Origin of the sequence: Variovorax sp. YR566 (genome assembly GCF_051992195.1) — a bacterium.
Lineage (GTDB): Bacteria > Pseudomonadota > Gammaproteobacteria > Burkholderiales > Burkholderiaceae_C > Variovorax.
Genome location: NZ_CP197092.1, coordinates 5,806,677 through 5,825,124, shown reverse-complemented (window position 1 = coordinate 5,825,124; position 18,448 = coordinate 5,806,677). Strand labels below are relative to the sequence as shown.

Below are 18,448 nucleotides of genomic sequence, written 5' to 3'. Positions count from 1 at the left end.
TGCTACTTCCAGACATCACAGGCGTGCAGTTTTTCTACAGGCGAACGCCGGTTATAAAAAACAACTGTGGCAAAAGATTTTGGATGCTGGAAATAACTGCATTTTAGGCGTTCTGCGAACTACAATAACTGTCGCCATGGTTCTTGCGGTATGCACTCCTAATGATTGAAAGTTTCGGGATCATCACGAACTGCACATCGCGTAAGCGCGCAGTCGGTGAAGTCGCACGCTTGAAGCCATCTGAACTGCGGGGTGACCCAAGGGAGATCGCGGCCCGCTGGCTTGAGGTCATCGCAAAAGCGCTCCCAGTGATGAAGGTCGGTGATCTGTATCTTGGTCGAGCGATGTCTGAAAGCAGGGCCGTTGCGTCAGGGTTGGCCGGTTCGTTACACGTGGTGTCGGCCGGACTAGGTCTTGCGGCGAGGGATGCTGATGCCCCGAACTATGACGTGACTGTTGTGCGGGGTGCTGACTCAATCGCACCCGCACTCGCAAAGGCGGGGCATGGCCCCGCTGACTGGTGGCGAGAGTTGAATGCGCTTAAAGGCACGCCGCTGCCATTGAGTCGCCACATCAATGAGGCCGCGCGCACCAAGTTTCTGGTTGCACTCCCTTCCGCCTACATCTGCATGCTGGAGCACGATCTGGAAGGACTCGACGCAAGCGCTCTCGACAGGATTTGCATCTTCACTTCTCGAAGTGGGGCTGGCATGCTGGCCTCGCGTCTCCAGCGTTGTGTCATGCGCTATGACGAGCGACTTGAGGGGCACAAGCGTTATGCAGGGACCCGATCTGATTTTCCGCAACGCGCAATGCGACATTTCTTTGAAGAGTTGGACGGTCATTTGCTTGGCGTTGAAAGTGCGAACACCGCCGTTGAGCGTGCGATGGCCCAGCTCACGCAGCCCGTCGTCCCGCAGCGCGTGCGCAAGACCGACAAGGAGATCATCGAATTGATTCGGTCGGAGTGGGAGGCACACAAGGGAAGTTCCACTCGTCTACACCGCTATCTTCGCGACACGGCGCTGGTCGCGTGCGAACAATCGCGCTTCAGAGGCCTATGGCGTCAGGTCAAAGCGGAAATCCTATGAAAGCCGTCCGTGAGAGCCGCGAAAAGAAAGAAATTGTTGTCCGTGCACTGCACACGACGCAGGGACAGGGCCTCGATGTGTATGCGTTCTTCATCAAGGGCGCTGACATCGTCAAGGTCGCAGATATTTCCAGGGTTGATCGTGACGAATCGGATGCTCTGAAAGGATTCCAGCGGCCAGAGATTCGAACTCACGTCAAAGGCATCATCGACTATCTGAACCAGGGTCATGTGCTGTTTCCGAACGCCATTATTCTGGCGATGTCACCCCAGATTCGCTTTACAGCTTCCAGGGGAACCCGTCCGACCGGTGATGAGGGCCTGGCGCAAGCTGGGACCCTGACCATTCCCGTCAATGAGGCTGGCGAACGCGTCGCTTGGATCGTCGATGGCCAGCAGCGTTCGTTGGCACTGGCGCAGATCGCCGACAAAGGCATCGCGGTGCCGGTCGTCGCATTTGTTTCGGACAGCTTGGAGTTGCAACGCCAGCAGTTCATCCTCGTCAATAAGGCGAAGCCCCTTCCGACTCGCCTCATCAATGAACTGCTGCCAGAGACAAACGGCATCCAACTACCAAAGGACCTGAGCGCGCGAAGGGTGCCATCTGAGATCTGCAATCTCCTGAATCGGGATGTCAACTCCCCGTTCTTCAAGCTGATCAAGCGCCCCTCAGACAGAGCCAACTCGGAAGCGATCATCACCGACACCGCGGTCATCACGATGATTCGCAATAGCATGAGCAACCCGTTGGGCGCCTTGGCGCCTTTCAAGGCGAGCGTGCGCGATGGACCTGACTTGCAGTCTATGTATCGCTTGCTTATCAATTTCTGGAACGCTGTTAGAGCTGTCTTCCCCGACGCCTGGGGGCTAGATCCTCGGCAGAGTCGGCTGATGCATTCCGCCGGCATCGAGGCCATGGGTGTCCTGATGGATCGCATCTACGGGCGCTTCTCCGGAACCCAGGGTAGCTACGAAGCCGTCAAGAAGGAACTTGAACGAGTGGCATCGTCCTGCCGCTGGACCGAAGGGAATTGGGAGACGCTTGGCGTGGCGTGGAACGAAATTCAAAGCACGCCTCGCGATATAAAAAAACTCCAGGACGCGCTCGTGCGTGCCTACACAACCAGCTCCGCTTCATGAAGTTTCTGTATTCCGACACCCAAGACTACGTCGACCCGGCGTACGACTTCATCAACGATCGCAACTCGCCGACGCGCGAGCGCTATTGGGGTGATGTCTATGCCCATGAGTTGATGACGCCTGCGCCATATGACGGCCTGCTGGTGTCCATGAGCGCCATTCGGCAGGCCGAGGGTGTTTCCTCCTCCAAGGTGAGGTACTCCACCAAGGAAGAGCAGCGCATGCTGCGCGATGGCGCGCGCAAGTTTCTGCGCTATGACGGCCCTGCCTTCAAGGACTCCATGCTGATGGGCGATTGCGGGGCCTTCGCTTATGTGGATCACGACAAGCCGGCCTACTCGCCAGAAGAGGTTGTCGAGTTTTATACCGAGGCAGGCTTCACGCATGGCGTCTCGCCAGACCACATCATTTTTGACTGCGATCTGGCAAATCCGAAATCCGACGAAGTGGCGCCCGCCACGCTCGCGCGCTACAAGATCACGCTGTCCAACGCGCAGGCCTTCATGGATCTCGTGAGAGAGACGGGCGCTCCTTTTGAGCCCATGGGGGCGGTTCAGGGTTGGTCCCCTGAGAGCATGGCGCAGGCCGCCGTCCACCTGGAGAGCATGGGGTACAAGTACCTCGCGATTGGCGGCCTGGTGCCGCTCAAGGTAGAGGTGATCCATGTCGTGTTGCAGGCGTTGCGAAAGGCGATCAAACCCGAAACGAAGATCCACCTGCTTGGTTTTGCCAAGGCAGACAAGATCCACGAGTTCACCGGGTACGGTATCACGAGTTTCGATTCAACTTCGCCACTGATTCGAGCCTTCAAGGACGCTAAAGCGAACTACTACATCGACTCGCCCAGTGGGGGCTTGGACTACTACACCGCAATCCGGATCCCGCAAGCGATCGAGAACTCGCGCCTCGTTCAAGGCATCAAGCGCGGCATCTTCAGCGCAGAAGATCTGCAGCGGCGCGAGCAAAAGGCGCTGATCGCGTTGAGAAGCTTCGACCGGGGAGAGGAGTCCGCTACCCGTACGTTGATCGCTGTAATGGACTACCACCGCTTCCTGGTGGAAGGCGAGTCTGAAGACATTGCCAGGCAGGAGAAGGAACTCGCGAAGATGAAAGACATGGTGGGCCGCACGCTCCAGGATGCACCTTGGAAGCGCTGCAAATGCGATGTGTGCAGCGCAGTGGGTGTCGAAGTCATCATCTTCCGCTCCAGCAATCGCAACAAGCGCCGTGGATTCCACAACCTGGGCGTCTATCACAAACATGTACAAACAACGATGGAGAACGCGCAGTGACCAAGTTCAAATTTACGGCCATCAGAGCCAAGCAAGCTGCCGGTCATGACGTGTTTTCGTTCGCAGCGACTCCGCAACAAGTCCTCGCATTCTCGGAGATCGAGCGCGTCGGTCGCCAGGACGATGGTCAGTTGAAAGGGTTTCAGCGTCATCAGATTGCCTCGCATATCAAGGAGATCCGCGACTATTTCAAGCGTGATGACGCGTTGCTCCCTAACGCCGTGATCATCGCTTTCATCGACGGCATCCGAGCGACCAACCGTGGCCACGGAGTCGTCGATATCGAGATCGATGCGACGAAGACAAAGCCTGGCTTCGTGGTGGACGGCCAGCAGCGTTTGACCGCGCTATCGGGAATCGATAAGCCAGGTTTTCAGGTATTTGTGTCTGTGCTCGTCTGCAAGGACTACAACGAATTGCGCCAGCAGTTCGTCCTGATCAATAACACGCGACCACTCCCCAAGACGCTTATCTACGAACTTCTTCCTAACGTGGAAGGTCTGCCGGAGCGCTTCACTGCACGCAAGTTTTCGGCACGTGTAGTGGATCGACTGAATTTCACGCGCGGGTCGTCACTCTTCGGCGAAATTCGTCAGCACACGAATCCCCAGGGCGTGATCAGCGATACGGCTATGCAGCGGTTCATCATGAATTCCGCATCTGATGGTGCCATTCGTGACTTCATCAAATTGGATGACTACGAAAACAGGGCCTACAACATCGTCAACGAGTTCTTTGAAGCGATCAGGGCAGTCTTCGGATCTGAGTGGACTGGCATGAGTCCCCGAACGTCGCGCTTGAAGCATGGCGCCGGCATTGTTGCCATGGGTTTTGTCATGGAAATTCTCTATGCGCAAGAAGGTGCGAGAACGCGTGAGCACTTCGCAGACGGTCTACGACTAATCAAGCCGTTTACCGCTTGGACCAGCGGTCAGTGGGAATTCAGTAGTGATGACATCTGCCCCTGGAACGGCATTCAAAACACGCCCGCCGATATTGATGTGCTGGCGAATCACCTTGTGCGCTTGACCAAGCGCGTTCTTCGCAAACCACGCCGCGTTGCAAACGGCTAACCACCATGAACTCCAAAGCGTTGGTCCTTTTTTCGGGTGGTCAGGACTCCACCACTTGTCTTGCTTGGGCATTGGAGCGTTATGCGCATGTCGAGACCATCGGCTTCGCCTACGGTCAGCGCCACTCCGTGGAACTCGAATGCCGGAAGACTATCCGGCAACGATTGCAGACGGACTTTCCTGAGTGGTCGGCCAAGCTGGGCGAGGACCACATGCTCGATCTTTCGGTACTCGGACAGATCAGCGACACGGCGTTGACACAAGACAAGGCAATCGAATTTCACAAGAGCGGATTGCCAAACACTTTCGTGCCTGGCCGAAACATCCTGTTCTTCACCTTTGCCTCGGCTGTGGCTTATCGGCGAGGGCTGGAAGTGCTGGTTGGTGGAATGTGCGAAACGGACTACTCCGGGTATCCCGATTGCCGCGACAACACCCTGAAAGCACTTCAGGTTGCAATGAGTCTGGGTCTAGATTCACCGATGGTGGTTGAGACGCCGCTGATGTGGATAGATAAGGCCGCAACGTGGCAGATGGCACAAGCATTGGGCGGCGACAAGTTGGTTGAGTTGATCCGGCAGGATACTCATACGTGCTATATGGGCGATCGCTCAGTTCCACACGAATGGGGTTTTGGCTGTGGCGCGTGTCCAGCCTGCGACTTGCGCAGCCAAGGCTATAAGTCGTTTTCGGAAGAGGTCGTCGTGGCATGACCTATAGCGTTAAGGAGATTTTCTATACGCTTCAGGGCGAGGGGCTGCGAGCGGGGCGGCCGGCGGTATTCTGTCGATTCGCCGGGTGCAATCTTTGGACGGGTCAAGAAAAGCAGCGCTCGAGTGCGATCTGCCAGTTTTGTGACACCGACTTTGTTGGCACCGACGGAACGCTCGGTGGAAAGTATCCGAACGCTGACGTCCTCGCGGCACTAGTTGCGGCCCAGTGGCCCGGGGGGCACGCTCACCGCTATGTGGTTCTGACAGGGGGGGAGCCCCTTCTGCAGGTAGACGCTTCTTTAATCGATGCGCTTCATTCGCATCAGTTTGAGATCGCGGTAGAAACGAATGGGACGATCGCTGCTCCAGTAGGCATTGATTGGATATGTGTCAGCCCCAAGGCCGGTGCTGATTGGGTGCAGCGCAGCGGCGACGAGCTCAAGCTCGTGTATCCGCAACTCGGAATGCACCCCGACAGTTTGAGCGAGCACGATTTCCAGCATCATCTACTTCAGCCTATGGACGGGCCGTTGCAGCGGCAGAACACCCGTGATGCCATCGACTATTGTCAAGCACACCCGCAGTGGCGCCTATCTGTGCAGACTCACAAAATCTTGAACATCAGATGACAACCATCGACACGACTGATGTGACTTGCGAGCTTTCGCAAAGGTTCTACTTTGAAGCGGCGCACACGCTGCATCGAAATATCGATGCTGCGGGAAGCCTTCGTATCCATGGTCACACGTACGAGGCCGAAGTAACGCTTAGCGGAATCCCAGACTCCACGACAGGCATGTTGACTGATCTGGGATCGTTGCGCCGAGAGATTGCACGAGTGCGGGAAATGCTTGACCATCGTTTCCTTGACGAGATTGCTGACCTTGGGCCGGCAACCTTGGAAAATCTTTGCGATTTCATTCGCCGGCAACTTCAACCGGCGGTGCCTATGCTTAGTGCTGTCGCAATCGAGCGCCGCGCCAGCGGAGACAAATGTGTTCTGCGCTGGAACCCCCCGAAATCTCACTAGCAACGCAACCCTTGTTCTAGTTTGGCAACTATTCCATGACTCCATCGAACGCTTTGTCTTCTGCAGAAAATGTGCTCGCCACTGCGGATAGTTTCTTTGCCATCGCCGATGCCTTGCATCAGAGACTCAACTCGAGTGCAACTCGGACCTTGTTTGCTGCCGCCTCGACGGATCTTTACGGGATGCTGATCGAGGAATATGGCCTGCGCGCTCGTGCGGCAATACTGCGCAACAATGCGAAGCAGCACGTGGTTGACAACTGCAAGGTGTCTCAGGAGCGTTTGTATCGGTGCCTCGACGCAACAGCCCACCAAGTGCTCACCATTCCAGGTGCCGCCCAACTGCGGTCTGTTGTCGCCAGCGTCAACACGTTGTGTGTCGGAATAAGCCCGGGCAAAGGCCATGTTGTCGATTTCCTGGTTCAGGAACTGGAAGGCGACCTGGAATCGAAGCTAGATATTTATCCGCTCCATACCTAGCCTTGAGTATCTGTTGGCATCAGGTCTTCTTCGATTGACAACGAAAGCCCCGACGGCGTGATGTGCATGGCTTCCCTCGTGCAAGTAGCGATCGGCATCTATGATGAGTGCGTATAGATGGCGTCGCATCCGGTCATTCGAGCATCGATGGTGGGGCCATGTTGGTGATGTCAGATCGAATCCCAAACGAGTTCTGCTTCGATTGCCTCGATCAACAGACCGGCGGTGAAGCCAGCGGGATATAGCGTGTTTGTGCCGGTGTGGCCGACCTTCGACGCGTTGAGTCCACGCGCAGGGCGCGAAAAAATCCCATTCAGATCGTGCAACAAACTCCGGTCATCCCGCAGCGCGATCAAAAGCTCCTCCAGCGATAACTTGAGAAATCCCGAGAATCTCTCGTGATCCCGCTCAATCGAGGTATCGACGATCCAGCCATGAATCGGCGGTGCGCTTCTAGATAGCTCCAGCCCAAGGCCGTTCGTCAACTCGCCATCTTGCGCAAGCGCCTCAAGCACGGCCGCCACCTTGCGTTGCAACTGCTGTCCCGCTCGTCTCAGTGTCGTGGTGGCGTGCAGCCACGTGTCGCGCTGCGACTTGCGAATGAAGGTGGACTTCACCTCGATCACGAAAACGATGCCATCCCTGGCGCAGATCAGGTCGACCTCGCCGGCATTCTCATGCGTTCCCATCGGCGGGTGCCAGTTCAGCATCACTCTGAAGCCGCGTGCCTCCAATGCCTTCCCAAGGTGCGCTTCGATGCGTTGCGTCTCTTCTCGTGCCTCACCCCTTCGCGCGCCAAGCCTGCGTAGATTGTTGATCGCCGCGGTGCTGTTGTTCTGCATGCAGATGAGCCAAGGCAACTGCACCAGGCACTGCCCGAACTTCAAGATCGGTCGTTCAAACAGTTCGGGCCGCAAGCCGGCCTGCGAACTGCGGACCTGCACTGCGAGCGAAACCCAGTCGCTTGTCCAAAAATCCAGAATCCGGGCCGCCATGCGAGGGCTGCCTTGCGGCGCCTCGGGACTCACCGTCCACCCGGTGATACGTAAGATCTTGGTGTCACGGTCCGACCACGTAAGCGGTAGGCGGTTCTCCAGTCCCTGGCCAAGACCGCCCACGACAAGCTTTCTGAGCGCTTCCACCCAATCCGCCGAGACCTGAAGGTGTTTAACGTACTCGCCGATGAAATCGCGAAGGAAGAATGCCGACATCAGTTCCAGCGAGAGCAGCGCCTGGAACAAGTCGACCGAATCGCCCGCGTCCGTGGTCACGGTTTCTGCCACGCCGTAGACCTCCATCAGCTGTAGCCGGGTGCGCATCGCGCGGATGTAGGCCAGCCGGTTCGCCTCGTGGTTCTCAGGTCGTCCGATCGTGCGCGTCGCGATCTCCGAGCCGGCGAATTCGTCCAAGGCCCTGTAGAACCAATACTCGTGCAATCGCGCCAGCTTGCGGCTGTCCCGCGACCATGCGGCGCGTGCAACAGGGTCTGTTTCCTCGATCTCCAACGTCGTTCCGTTGCGGACAAACCGGATGCCGTCGTCGTAGCTGAACGCATCGGCGGATCGGGAGACAAATTCGTTCAGCTCAATCTGTGCTTCCAGGAGCGCACCGAATGCGGCTCGCATTTCGTGCGCAACAACTGACTGCACCGCCGAAGAGGGCGACAGGAGCGGGGCGAGGTGCTCGCCCAGCGAACGGCCGATGTCCGCCTCGTGCAGTTTCAGTGTGCTCTCGGGCGCGGTGGCGAGCTTCCACAGCAGGATGTCGTTGATGGCGTGCCAGGTGACCTCATTGGCGGAAGCCGCACCGTCCAACCGCGGCGACGGCGCGAGGCTGTGGGGCAGGATGTGTTCGAAGACATGCAGGCTGGCATGGATCAGGAGATCGAATGGCGTGAGTGCCCTCAATGTGCTCCTCGCGTGCTCCACCGCCGCGAGCCGTTCACGGTGCGCCAACTCGAAGATGTCGAGAACCTTGCAAAGCTCGGCAACCTCGGGATGCGCTCCTGCAATCTGGGCCAAATCCGTCCGGCGGGGGGAATGCTGGCAAAGGACCAGTCCGGCGTAGCGCACCGCGTTGCACAAGACGCGGGGCGAGTCAGTGGCGATGCGCGCCAGGAGATCCACATTGGCAATGCGCTCCTGCGCGAAGTACCGTGCCAGTGCCAACACCATCAGGTCCGATCTCCATGCCTCCGAAGGAAGTTCCTCCAAAAACGGACTTGACCAGAAATCGGCGTCGCGCTCCGCCGACGTGACCTTGTACTTGCCGCGAAGCCTGGGCTTTCCATCCAGATAGGCGCTGGCCGTTGCTTCTGCTGCGGCATGCAGGGAAACCTGCACCGTCAGCTGTTGCTGGAAATATTGGTCGTAGTAGTTGGGCACCGGACGCGGAACGATTTCGACAACTGTATCGTCATGCTAACGTAGCCGCTCTCTAGGATTGGGGGCACGTATAACCCACCATGCGCCGCACGATCGAACCGTTTTCCTGCTCTACCCATGCTTGGTCACTCTTACGGTAAACACGCCTTGCCGAACACGCCGAAAGTCATCGCGAAATGGCTGAGAGCGCAGCAGTTACGCAAATCGTGGGGGTATCCGATCTACCTCGAAGTGATGCGCCAGGCAAATGACCAGCAGTGGAGGGCCGCAGCGGAGGCCGTGCCCCTCGTTCCTACGGAAATGCTTCTGTTCCGCGTTTCCGCAAACCAGCTTGCAACTGATCTCGCTGGGAGCGTGATCAAAGCACTGACATCTGCTGCTGACGAATGACGCAGTCCGAGCAACACGGCTGGTATCTTTCCGCCCCTTGGAATCCAGTGTTGATACGGCGCGGCGATGCGCTTGGCCTCCGTGCGGGTGCCGACTACTTCGCCGATCTGCTCGCGCCTGACCTGAGCAACGCCATTTCCGACGCGAGGTGGATCTCCCTTCTTTCTTGGTGTCTCAAGTGGTCGCACGCTGCGTGGGCTCAAGCTGGTGGCGGTGACCTGTCACGCCGCGATGACCAGCGTGCGCGGTATGCATGGCTTCGCCCGTTGGAACTCATGTGGGTGGACCGCACCCTGCAGGCCGGACAAACGACCGGACAGCTTCGAGGGCGACGCAGCATTGAGCGTTGGCGCAGGGCTGAACGTCGGCTCCCCGACTTCGCCATGAGCGCGGACCAGTTCCGTCGCTACCGGCAGATCGGCATGTATGGAGCTTACCGCGTGGTTCTGCGAAACGTCCGGGGGTTGACGACGGGCGACGGCTGGACGCCAGGCGCCACGGGACTCGAACTCGCCGATCTGGTGAACGACAGCTTGCCGCGCGAAGCACGCCTGAAACAGGCGAACTTCGAGAACGGCACCAAGTGGGGCCACTGGGCGTCGGGCGAAGAGGCGCGGTACTGGGTGGAGCGCGGTTGGGAGGCGTCAGCCGCCAAGAAAGGGGGATACCTTCCCACGCCTGACAGCGCTGCCGGCGAAGAACTGCCCTCGGATGAGCGCCGTCTGCTTGAGCCGGCGCTGTTCAGCGCCGACTCCACTCGACGTGTGGTTGCCGAGGCGCTGGCGCAGGTGAAAGGTGCGAGGTCTCACGCCGATCTGTGCGAAGGCTTGATCACCTCAAGCTTGCTCGCCAAACATCTCGATCCAGGGGCGCTTGCGCCGCTCCCCGCGTTCACACGCTTCGCCGACACCGCAATGCATGCCGTCCGGGTGCTCTGGCACGAGATCAACAATGACGGCGTGAACCAAGCGCCCGCAACCATCCAGTTGGCGAAGTCAGCACAACTGCAAGACGCGCTGAACCTGATTCGCGAAGCCGGCGCAGCCTGGCTTGGAGAGCCAACGAGGGAACTCTTTCCCCACGAGGCCGTAGTTTCGCAGCTTGCGGAAGCCGTGTGCCGGGCCTCCAGCCCGCTCGAACAGATACGTGCTCTGGCGCGGCATCACCATGAACACGGCGGCGGCCGGCGATGGTTCCGCGAACAGGGCGGAAAGATGATCCCCCTCGTGGCCGCCAGCGATGTCGCGGCGAGCGACTACCGGTTCCGCTTACTGGCGCTCAGCCGTTTGGCAGCCCAGTGCGGGGTCGCGAAGATGAACGCCACGCTGGCCGTGGTAACGCGTAACGAGTTCGATGGGTTAGCCAGGGATGAACCAGATGAGGAGGACGAACTCCTGTGACCTCACCTACTTGGAAAGACGCCCTCCCCACGCTACCGCCCGGAGCTCAGCTTGAGGAAGCGTGGATGACAACTTTCGACCAGCCCGACTCCGGGCTGCTGGTCGAACACTTTCTCCCTTCGCTCTTGGGCTTGACGCACTCGCTTTCACAAGAGACGCAGGAACGGGCTCTATTTTTTGGCGAGCTGGGGACGACGCTCGAAGTCCTCCATGGTCGACTGACCGTGATCTCATCTCCACCTCGCGAAGAACGGGAGCCATCGCAGTACCCTTGGTTGTGGCGGTACGTGAGCCACTTCATGGTCGGCGCAGCATCACGCGCAGTGCAGCACTCCAAGTTGTGGGCATTTCACTGGACGCGCGACGAAGAGAACTTCATCGATTTGCACGTCTCGTCGACGAATTTGACGTCCTCGGCCTTCAAGGAACAGGTGCAAGCGGGGTGGAATGTCTCGATCACTCTTGGCACTCGTAGCTCTTTGGAGCGACGCCGGTCATGGGGCTCCCTGATTCCGTTTCTCGCGGCACTGGGCGCCTCGGCGGGAACAGTAGCTGCGACAAGAATGGAGCGCTTGGTCACGCTGCTTGGCCGCGCCCAATGCCCGGACGGGGTTCAGTTTGTCGCAAGCGTTCCCGGCGCTGGCAGCGCAGCCCGTCAGCTGCGAGCGTTGGAGGCGTCGGAGATCCACATCTTGGTGCCGACCATCGGGGAATGGGATACGAAGACGCTCTCCGGATGGGCCAACGACGCAAATGTCCCCCGAGAGAGAATTCATGTGAAGTGGATTGCCGCGGAACATCCTTGGGCTCAGCGCAATGGCTGGACTCTTTCCCAAGAGGCGAAGACTTCGCTGGAGACAAACAACGTGAAGCTCCAGTGCTTTGCCAATGACGCGAGGCTTGCGGAGCAACACCACGATGCGGATCCTCGATGGAGCCATGCGAAGCTCTACCTCCTTCGAAGAAGAGCTAAGCGTTACCTACTTGTGACTTCGGCCAATTGGAGTCCTTCGGCCTGGGGTGCAGGGAACAGATCTCCGCGCAACTTTGAACTCGGTGCCGTCTTCGAATCCACCTGGACAGAACTCGAGAGGATGCGCGCTCTCTTCGATCCGCCTCATACCGTCGCTTTTTGCACCGCTGGTGTGGAGGATGTGGTGCGCACTTCGCCCTTGGAATGGGCGGAGGCCATGTGGGACGGAACGAGCATTCAGCTGCATGCGCGCAGCTCGGACGGTGTCACGCCCATATCAGCGGCGATCTGCTTCGCTCATGGACGGGAGCAGGGAATTTCGCTACAACAGGCCGCGGCCACAGTCCCGTGGAGCGATCCAGAGGACACTCCGCTCACCGTCCAATTCATCCAGGGTCCAGTCACCCTCGATGTCCACATCGTCGACCTCCGTCAGCCGGTCAAGTTTGCCCGGACGCCACTGCCCGAGCTCGATCCGGCCGTGAGCAAGTCCTTGCGAGAGGCCTTCCTACTCCAGCGCTATGGTGGCCCCGTGGTGGATCCGGACTCCATTCCAGGCGTCGGCAAGACACGTCCACGGACCGGTGCCCCCGCTGCCAATTACTCGATGGACGAATGGATCGATGCACGCAATGGGTTTCACGTGGTCGACCGATGGCGGGCCGCCCTGAGCGCGGCATCAAACGAATCCACTCTCAGGGACCGTGTCCGTCTCGACGGCGAAGAGCTCCGCGCCCTCTATACGCGGCGTCTCGGTCCTGCAGCAGCACTCGTCGCCGAGGAATTGCTCTGGTGGATCAGGAACGAGAACGATGAACGACTTCCAACTTGACGCACGCGAGTGGCGCTTTCTCAACCACCCTGACCGCTACCTCGAAGAGGGATCGGGAGGACTCCACGTTGAACCGCTCAAGAGGCAGTTCAGGACCGCCAAGGACATCCTGGCGCGGCTTGTGGACGGACGCGGTGTGCTACTCGCGGACGACGTCGGGCTCGGTAAGACGACGGTCGGAGCGCTCGTCGCGTGGGCTGTCGCCTGCCAGAACAAGCGAGTGCGCATCTACGCGCCAAACGAGGTTCTGCGTCGCCGGTGGGCCGAGGAACTAGAGCGGCACGTTCCCATGCTTTCGCACTTGGGTGCGAATACCGATCGCATCAAGCAGAGGGATGGTGAAAGACTAAACCTTGGGCGCATCCAAGTCGCCACCCACCACGCTTTGGTCAAGAGCTACGGCAAGAGCAAGCTGCGCGTTGCGTGCGATCTGATGATCATCGACGAGGCTCACCGTGCAAAAGGCGAGGGCAGCGCATTCAACGAAGCGCTCCACAACCTCGGCGGTCATGCCAAAAGGAAACTCATCCTCACGGCGACACCATTCAGCATCCGACTCTCCGAGCTGGAGCAACTACTGCGGTTCGTTGGGGCGACGGAGCTGAAGGCGGTCCGCCACTATGCGAAGGAACTGAAACGCCTGTACACGTTGGGTCAGGGCCACGACCTAGCCACTGAGGCTCGACGACTGCTGGGCGCAGCCGAGGCCGCAATCGCCCAACTTCAGCCCTATGTCGTGCGTCACAGCATTGACGACCTGTCCAAGTCCGAAAAAGAGCACTTCGGCGTCGTCGGCGCAACGCCTTGGCCGATTGCCACGGCTTCGGCGACGCACGATGACCTTTCCCTGCTGCTGCGGATGGATCGCCTCCTACAGCTGACAGCAGAGCGCAAGGGCGAACGGCGGAATGACCCGCGCTTCCACATCGGCTGGCAGCATGTCGGCACAGCACTGACTCGGGTTATGAACCAGGATCAAGCAACCCATAGCGTCCCAGTCCAACAGCATATCCATGCAGCAAGGTTGGCACACGACACACGAAGCGCAGGGCCGCACCCCAAGATTGCGGCCGTGACCGAAGCCGTTCGCGCAGTGCTGGATGATGGCGAAAAAGTACTCGTGTTCTGTCATCACCGCGCCACTGCCAGCGAACTCCTCGAAGCGTTGGAGCGATCGTTGAAAATCCCTGGCGCCGATCGCGATGGTCCGCCGGAAAAAGTCTGGCGAGCGGCGTGGGAAGCCGTGCTGCATGAAGAGAAAAGCCCCCTCGTCGCCCCGATCGTCGATTGGCTTTGCACGCCCGGTCTGCGAGTACAGGTCAGCAGGTGGCTCAAGGAGCCCGCGATTACCCCGGAGGCTCTGGCGCGTCAGTTCCGAACCATCCGACCGCGAAATGCGAGCCGCAAGGTCGCAGTTATTTCCCAAGCTGCACAAGCGTTGGTGAGAAAGCTCCTGGATGAGCAGTCCACGTCGACACTGGCCGTTCTAAGATCCATGGCGAAGGGACAGCGGGCCTTCGGCGGCGAGTTGTCGCATTTCCCCGGCCGGCTCGACGATGGTCATCGTGTGATGGGCGCTTGGCACCATGAGACCGATGCCCCTCGGCCGAAGACGCTGTACACGGGGAAGCCCGACATCGTCATTGATGTCTTCAACAGTCCCTTCGGGCCCGACGTGCTGGTCGCAACCGACCGCCTGAGTGAAGGTGTCGACCTGCACCGCTGTTGCCGGCACTTGATCCACTACGAATTGGACCCCAGCCCCGTGCGAACCCTGCAGCGTAATGGACGCGTGCGGCGCGTCGGCTCGTGGGCATCGTTGACGGGCCAGCCGATCTGCTATGCGTACCCGAGCTTTGATGGGACTCGCGATGAGAAAGCCGTGCAAGTCATGAAGCAACGGATCCACGCTTTCGGGCTGCTGCTGGGTGGTGTTCCTTCACTCGACGACGAAAGTGTTGAGCGGGAGCGGTCATTTTCCGAGACGGTTCTGGTCGAAACCCAACAACGCCTCAGCCTGCTGAATCAACGCCTCGCGGTGCCGTAAAGCCACCGATCGTCTGCGCTTTGCATGCATGGGGACCCTCGCACGCACTTCCTGACGATCAGTGCATCCAGGCCTCGACTGCACCCTTTTCGGCGAGTTGAAACGCGTATTCAAGCGCCGCTTCGAGCGAGCCTGCTTTGGTCGCGAACACGCCTGGGACACGGTGACGAAAAGCAGGAATCTTCGTGAAGCCGTCCCCGAATTCCAGATCCTGCTCGAACTGTACCCACGACCACCAGCCCTCTCCCTGTTGGGGCCGCACAGAGTGCGACGAAGTAGCCGTCCAATTCGATGAAGCCTTCAAGTCTCACAGCTGGCATTTCTGCACTCCTAGGTCCGTCGGTTGAGTCGAGATCGTTCGAGAGCGATCGTAATAGTCCGCTCGAGGCCGTTGTTGACGGCCGGGTGGTTTAAGGCGTGATGTCGGTGACGTGTTGAAGCAGAGCGAACGCCACGCGCCATGCGCGGCCGTCGCAGTGAACGGTGGCCGTGCGCTGGTTGATCCGAACGATTTCTCCGACGTGGCGCTTGAGGCTTTGGTCGGTGAAGCTCACGCGCTGGCCGACGCGGAAGTCCTGTTTGTGATGGATCTCCGGCGGCGGCCTCAGCGGTGCGGCAGTCGCCGGTGAGGGTGACGCGCCTGCCTGCTGATCATCGACAGGCACGACGGCCGCGTACAGCACGCTGAAGCGCTGTTTGCTTTGCTCATCGATCAGTGTGACCTGCCGGTCTTTCATCGCCGCGATGCGAGCCTCGCGCAGCTTGCCGGTCCCCCAGTCCCAGTACCTCACCAGTTGGCCCATGTGCAACTGCGAGCGCGCCTGCACGATGCGCCTGGGGTCGGCCATGAGTTGCTCGATGACCCAGCTGAGCTGGTACAGCTCAGCGCTGGTGGCCATGGGGAGATCTTCGATCTGCTTGACACGCATGCTGGCGATTTTGCCAGCGGCGATGCGCTCAGGCCGCGAGCTTGTCAGTCGGCTGTGAGCTCGTCGGCGCCGCCTTGGCAAGCTCACTGGCGACCGCCCACGGCAGCAACTCGTCGATACGGTTGCTCGGATGGTCGGCGATGCGCTCGAGCACGTGGCGCAAGTAGGCCTGCGAATCAATGCCGACGAGCTTGGCCGAGCCGATCAAGGTGTAAATCACCGCCGCGCTGTGCCCGCCGTTGTCCGAGCCGAGATGCAGGTAGTTCTTGCGGCCGATCGCCACGCCGCGCAGCGCGCGCTCGGCCGCGTTGTTGTGCATTTCGATCCGCCCATCGTCGACGAAGCGCGTCAGCGCCGTCCAGTTGCTCAGCGAATACCCGATCGCCAACGCCATCGGCGACTTCGCCGAGACCTGCGACAGCGCCGTGTCGAACCATGCCTTCAGGTCGCCCAGCATTGCAGCGGTTCGTTCCCGGCGAACCCGCATTCGCTCGTGTGGCGGCTTGCCTCGGATCTCGGCTTCCACCCCGAAGACCTTGCCGATGCGCTGCAGCGCCTGGTGCGCCAGCGTTCCGCCGAGCTTGTGCTGGCGCTCGTGGATGTCCCACAGCTTGCGCCGTGCATGGCTCCAGCAAGCCGCCTCGACCACCCGGCCGTCTTCATACAAGGGGTGGTAGCCAGCGAAGGCATCAGCTTGCAGGATTCCCTTGAAGTGCCGCAGATGGCGCACGGGGTGTTCGCCCCTGCGGTTCGCCGAGTACTGGAACCACACCGCCGGCGGCGCTGTGTCGCCGCTGGGGCGGTCATCCCTCACGTACACCCACAGGCGTCCAGTGCGCGCCTTGGCACCGGCGCCGCCGAGCACGCGGATCGGCGTGTCGTCACCGTGGATCTTGTCAGCCGCCAACACGTAGCGGCCGATGGCTTCGGCCAGCGGGCTCAGCAAGCGTGCCGCCTGCGCCACCCAGTCGGCCAGGGTCGAGCGCTGCAGCTCGACGCCTTCACGGCTGTAGATCTGGCACAGCCGATACAAGGGTGTGTGATCGCAATACTTGCTCACCAGCACGTGCGAGAGCAGCCCGGCGCCGGCCATGCAGCGATCGATGGGGCGACTCGGCGCGGGCACCTGCGTGATCGTGCTGCAGTTCGCGCAAGCGAGCTTGGGGCGAACGTGGCGCACAACATGGAAGCTGCCCGGCTCATAGTCGAGTACCTCCGCGACGTCCTGGCCGATCTCGCGAAGACCGCGGCCGCAGGCCTGGCAGTTGCAACCGCTGTGCGGCGTATGCATCACGGTGCGCCGCGGCAGATGATCTGGCAAGTCGCGCACGCCGGTGCGCTGTCGCGCCTGGCGCTTCTTGCGGCCTTGATCGATGGACGTGACGTTGGAAGGGTGCTTGCCATCAGCGTCGTCTTCGCCCGGCACCGCGGGGGTCACCGCCGGCTGCGCGAGCTGCCCGCCCACGAGTTCAAGCTGAGCGTGTTCAAGCTGCTCGCTGGAGCGGCCGTACTTCATGCGCCGCAAGTACGCCACTTCAACCTTGAGCTTCTCGACGGTCAGCAGCGCGATCTTCAATGCCTCTTGCGAGCGCTGCACTTCGCCGCTGAGCGCGGCGTTGGCGGCAAGCAGTTCCTGCGAGGTCATGGCTACGACTGTGCCGGTCGGTACCTGGCCCTACAACGGGAGTTGTCCTGTCAACTTGGCCGATGCTCCACTACGCCGCTGCGCGTGGCTGCCAGGTGCGCTCGGGTCGGCGCCAGTCGATGCCTTCGAGCAGCATCGACAGCTGCGCACCGCTCAACGAGATCGATCCCGACTCGGCCTGTGGCCAGACGAATCGCCCTCGCTCCAGCCGCTTGGCCAGCAGGCACATGCCGTCGCCGTCACTCCACAACAGCTTGACCAGGTCGCCGCGCCGCCCGCGGAAGACGAAGACGTGGCCGGAGTACGGATCCTCGGTGAGAGCGGTCTGCACCTTCGCCGCCAGCGTGTCCATGCCGCAACGCATGTCCGTCACGCCAGCGGCCAGCCAGACGCGGGTGCCCGCCCGCGGGCCGATCATGCACTCTGGCGCAGCGCGCGCAGGACGCTGCACAGACTGTCTTCGTCGACAGCGCCACGCAGTCGCAATTGCGCGCCGGCGAACTCCAGTTCGATGACGCCAGTCCGCGGTGTCGGTCTCGATGACGATGGGGCAGGCGCAGCGGAAGTCGGAATGGACATGACCTCGGTCGCCGGTGCTACCTCTATCGGCAACAGCACCGCCGGCGGCGCGTCGCCTGCGGCTCGAACATGCTCCCTGCGCCACTTGAACAGCATGTTGGCGTTGATGCCACTGCGCAGCGCGATCGCCGATACGGACGCGCCTGGCTCCAGGCTTTGTCGCACCAGCTCCTGCTTGAACGCACGGTCGTGATGTCGTCGGCCGGCCTTCGAGTCTTGCTCACTCTTCATGGTGTGCACCATCTCCTTTAGCGCACACCTCCAAGCGGGTCTGCGATTGAGGTCAGATGCTTCCTGCAGCCTGCGCATCAGGCAAGGACGGCCTTCGTCGGACCATTACGAGCGATCTTCGGACGCCTTCCGGAACGCCCGCAACTGTCAAAAGTGACAGGGCATCGGGGCGGCGAAGTCGACTACTGCAGGTGCCCACACATTTGCAGCCTGCAAATGTG

At 60.2% G+C, this 18,448-nt stretch carries 17 protein-coding genes; 12 read left to right on the top strand and 5 right to left on the bottom strand.

What is annotated here, in order from left to right; translation table 11 throughout:
* Positions 1-230 precede the first annotated feature (230 nt).
* The 8 genes from ACTG4X_RS27150 to ACTG4X_RS27115 are packed head-to-tail and all read left to right on the top strand — an operon-like array spanning position 231 to position 6,817.
* Positions 231-1,091, top strand: a complete 861-nt coding sequence (locus ACTG4X_RS27150; protein ID WP_440532392.1) for a hypothetical protein — start codon at positions 231-233, stop codon at positions 1,089-1,091.
* Positions 1,088-2,230: a DGQHR domain-containing protein DpdB gene (gene dbpB, locus ACTG4X_RS27145; RefSeq protein ID WP_440532391.1), complete on the top strand. Its 1,143-nt coding sequence runs from the start codon at positions 1,088-1,090 to the stop codon at positions 2,228-2,230. Before ACTG4X_RS27150 ends, dbpB (ACTG4X_RS27145) begins: the two co-directional genes overlap by 4 nt.
* Complete coding sequence (gene dpdA, locus ACTG4X_RS27140; protein WP_440532390.1) at positions 2,227-3,522, top strand: tRNA-guanine transglycosylase DpdA; 1,296 nt, start codon at positions 2,227-2,229, stop codon at positions 3,520-3,522. Before dbpB (ACTG4X_RS27145) ends, dpdA begins: the two co-directional genes overlap by 4 nt.
* The gene (gene dbpB / locus ACTG4X_RS27135) at positions 3,519-4,595 is read left to right on the top strand and encodes a DGQHR domain-containing protein DpdB (protein ID WP_440532389.1); all 1,077 of its coding nucleotides are present in this window, start codon (positions 3,519-3,521) and stop codon (positions 4,593-4,595) included. Before dpdA ends, dbpB (ACTG4X_RS27135) begins: the two co-directional genes overlap by 4 nt.
* A gap of 5 nt (positions 4,596-4,600) precedes the next feature.
* Positions 4,601-5,308: a 7-cyano-7-deazaguanine synthase QueC gene (gene queC, locus ACTG4X_RS27130; RefSeq protein ID WP_440532388.1), complete on the top strand. Its 708-nt coding sequence runs from the start codon at positions 4,601-4,603 to the stop codon at positions 5,306-5,308.
* Positions 5,305-5,937, top strand: a complete 633-nt coding sequence (gene queE / locus ACTG4X_RS27125) for a 7-carboxy-7-deazaguanine synthase (RefSeq protein ID WP_440532387.1) — start codon at positions 5,305-5,307, stop codon at positions 5,935-5,937. The genes queC and queE overlap by 4 nt, the downstream gene beginning before the upstream one ends.
* Positions 5,934-6,338, top strand: a complete 405-nt coding sequence (locus ACTG4X_RS27120; RefSeq protein ID WP_440532386.1) for a 6-pyruvoyl trahydropterin synthase family protein — start codon at positions 5,934-5,936, stop codon at positions 6,336-6,338. Before queE ends, ACTG4X_RS27120 begins: the two co-directional genes overlap by 4 nt.
* Positions 6,339-6,373: 35 nt before the next feature.
* Positions 6,374-6,817, top strand: coding sequence for a hypothetical protein (locus ACTG4X_RS27115; RefSeq protein ID WP_440532385.1), 444 nt, complete (start codon positions 6,374-6,376; stop codon positions 6,815-6,817).
* A gap of 170 nt (positions 6,818-6,987) precedes the next feature.
* Here ACTG4X_RS27115 and ACTG4X_RS27110 read toward each other — a convergent pair whose 3' ends face one another.
* Positions 6,988-9,201, bottom strand: a complete 2,214-nt coding sequence (locus ACTG4X_RS27110; protein ID WP_440532384.1) for a hypothetical protein — start codon at positions 9,199-9,201, stop codon at positions 6,988-6,990.
* A gap of 117 nt (positions 9,202-9,318) precedes the next feature.
* On the opposite strand from ACTG4X_RS27110, the gene ACTG4X_RS27105 reads away from it, so the two are divergent.
* The 4 genes from ACTG4X_RS27105 to ACTG4X_RS27090 all read left to right on the top strand — a co-directional run bounded on the left by ACTG4X_RS27105 (position 9,319) and on the right by ACTG4X_RS27090 (position 14,843).
* Positions 9,319-9,591 (top strand): hypothetical protein, encoded by a 273-nt coding sequence (locus ACTG4X_RS27105; protein WP_440532383.1) that lies wholly within the window; start codon positions 9,319-9,321, stop codon positions 9,589-9,591.
* The gene (locus ACTG4X_RS27100) at positions 9,588-10,991 is read left to right on the top strand and encodes a hypothetical protein (protein WP_440532382.1); all 1,404 of its coding nucleotides are present in this window, start codon (positions 9,588-9,590) and stop codon (positions 10,989-10,991) included. The genes ACTG4X_RS27105 and ACTG4X_RS27100 overlap by 4 nt, the downstream gene beginning before the upstream one ends.
* Before the next feature lie 65 nt (positions 10,992-11,056).
* Positions 11,057-12,796, top strand: a complete 1,740-nt coding sequence (locus tag ACTG4X_RS27095; RefSeq protein WP_440532381.1) for a hypothetical protein — start codon at positions 11,057-11,059, stop codon at positions 12,794-12,796.
* Positions 12,777-14,843, top strand: a complete 2,067-nt coding sequence (locus ACTG4X_RS27090; protein WP_440532380.1) for an SNF2-related protein — start codon at positions 12,777-12,779, stop codon at positions 14,841-14,843. Before ACTG4X_RS27095 ends, ACTG4X_RS27090 begins: the two co-directional genes overlap by 20 nt.
* A gap of 410 nt (positions 14,844-15,253) precedes the next feature.
* Here ACTG4X_RS27090 and ACTG4X_RS27085 read toward each other — a convergent pair whose 3' ends face one another.
* From ACTG4X_RS27085 to tnpA, 4 genes are all read right to left on the bottom strand, one after another.
* Complete coding sequence (locus ACTG4X_RS27085; protein ID WP_257014540.1) at positions 15,254-15,742, bottom strand: hypothetical protein; 489 nt, start codon at positions 15,740-15,742, stop codon at positions 15,254-15,256.
* 58 nt (positions 15,743-15,800) lie between these two features.
* Entirely contained in the window at positions 15,801-17,402 is a 1,602-nt protein-coding gene (tnpC, locus tag ACTG4X_RS27080; protein ID WP_440534390.1) for an IS66 family transposase, read from the bottom strand.
* 85 nt (positions 17,403-17,487) lie between these two features.
* A complete protein-coding gene (gene tnpB, locus ACTG4X_RS27075; protein ID WP_097197973.1) occupies positions 17,488-17,835 on the bottom strand; it encodes an IS66 family insertion sequence element accessory protein TnpB in 348 nt (115 codons plus the stop codon).
* A complete protein-coding gene (tnpA, locus tag ACTG4X_RS27070; RefSeq protein ID WP_440532379.1) occupies positions 17,832-18,227 on the bottom strand; it encodes an IS66-like element accessory protein TnpA in 396 nt (131 codons plus the stop codon). Before tnpA ends, tnpB begins: the two co-directional genes overlap by 4 nt.
* Between the last annotated feature and the right edge of the window lie 221 nt (positions 18,228-18,448).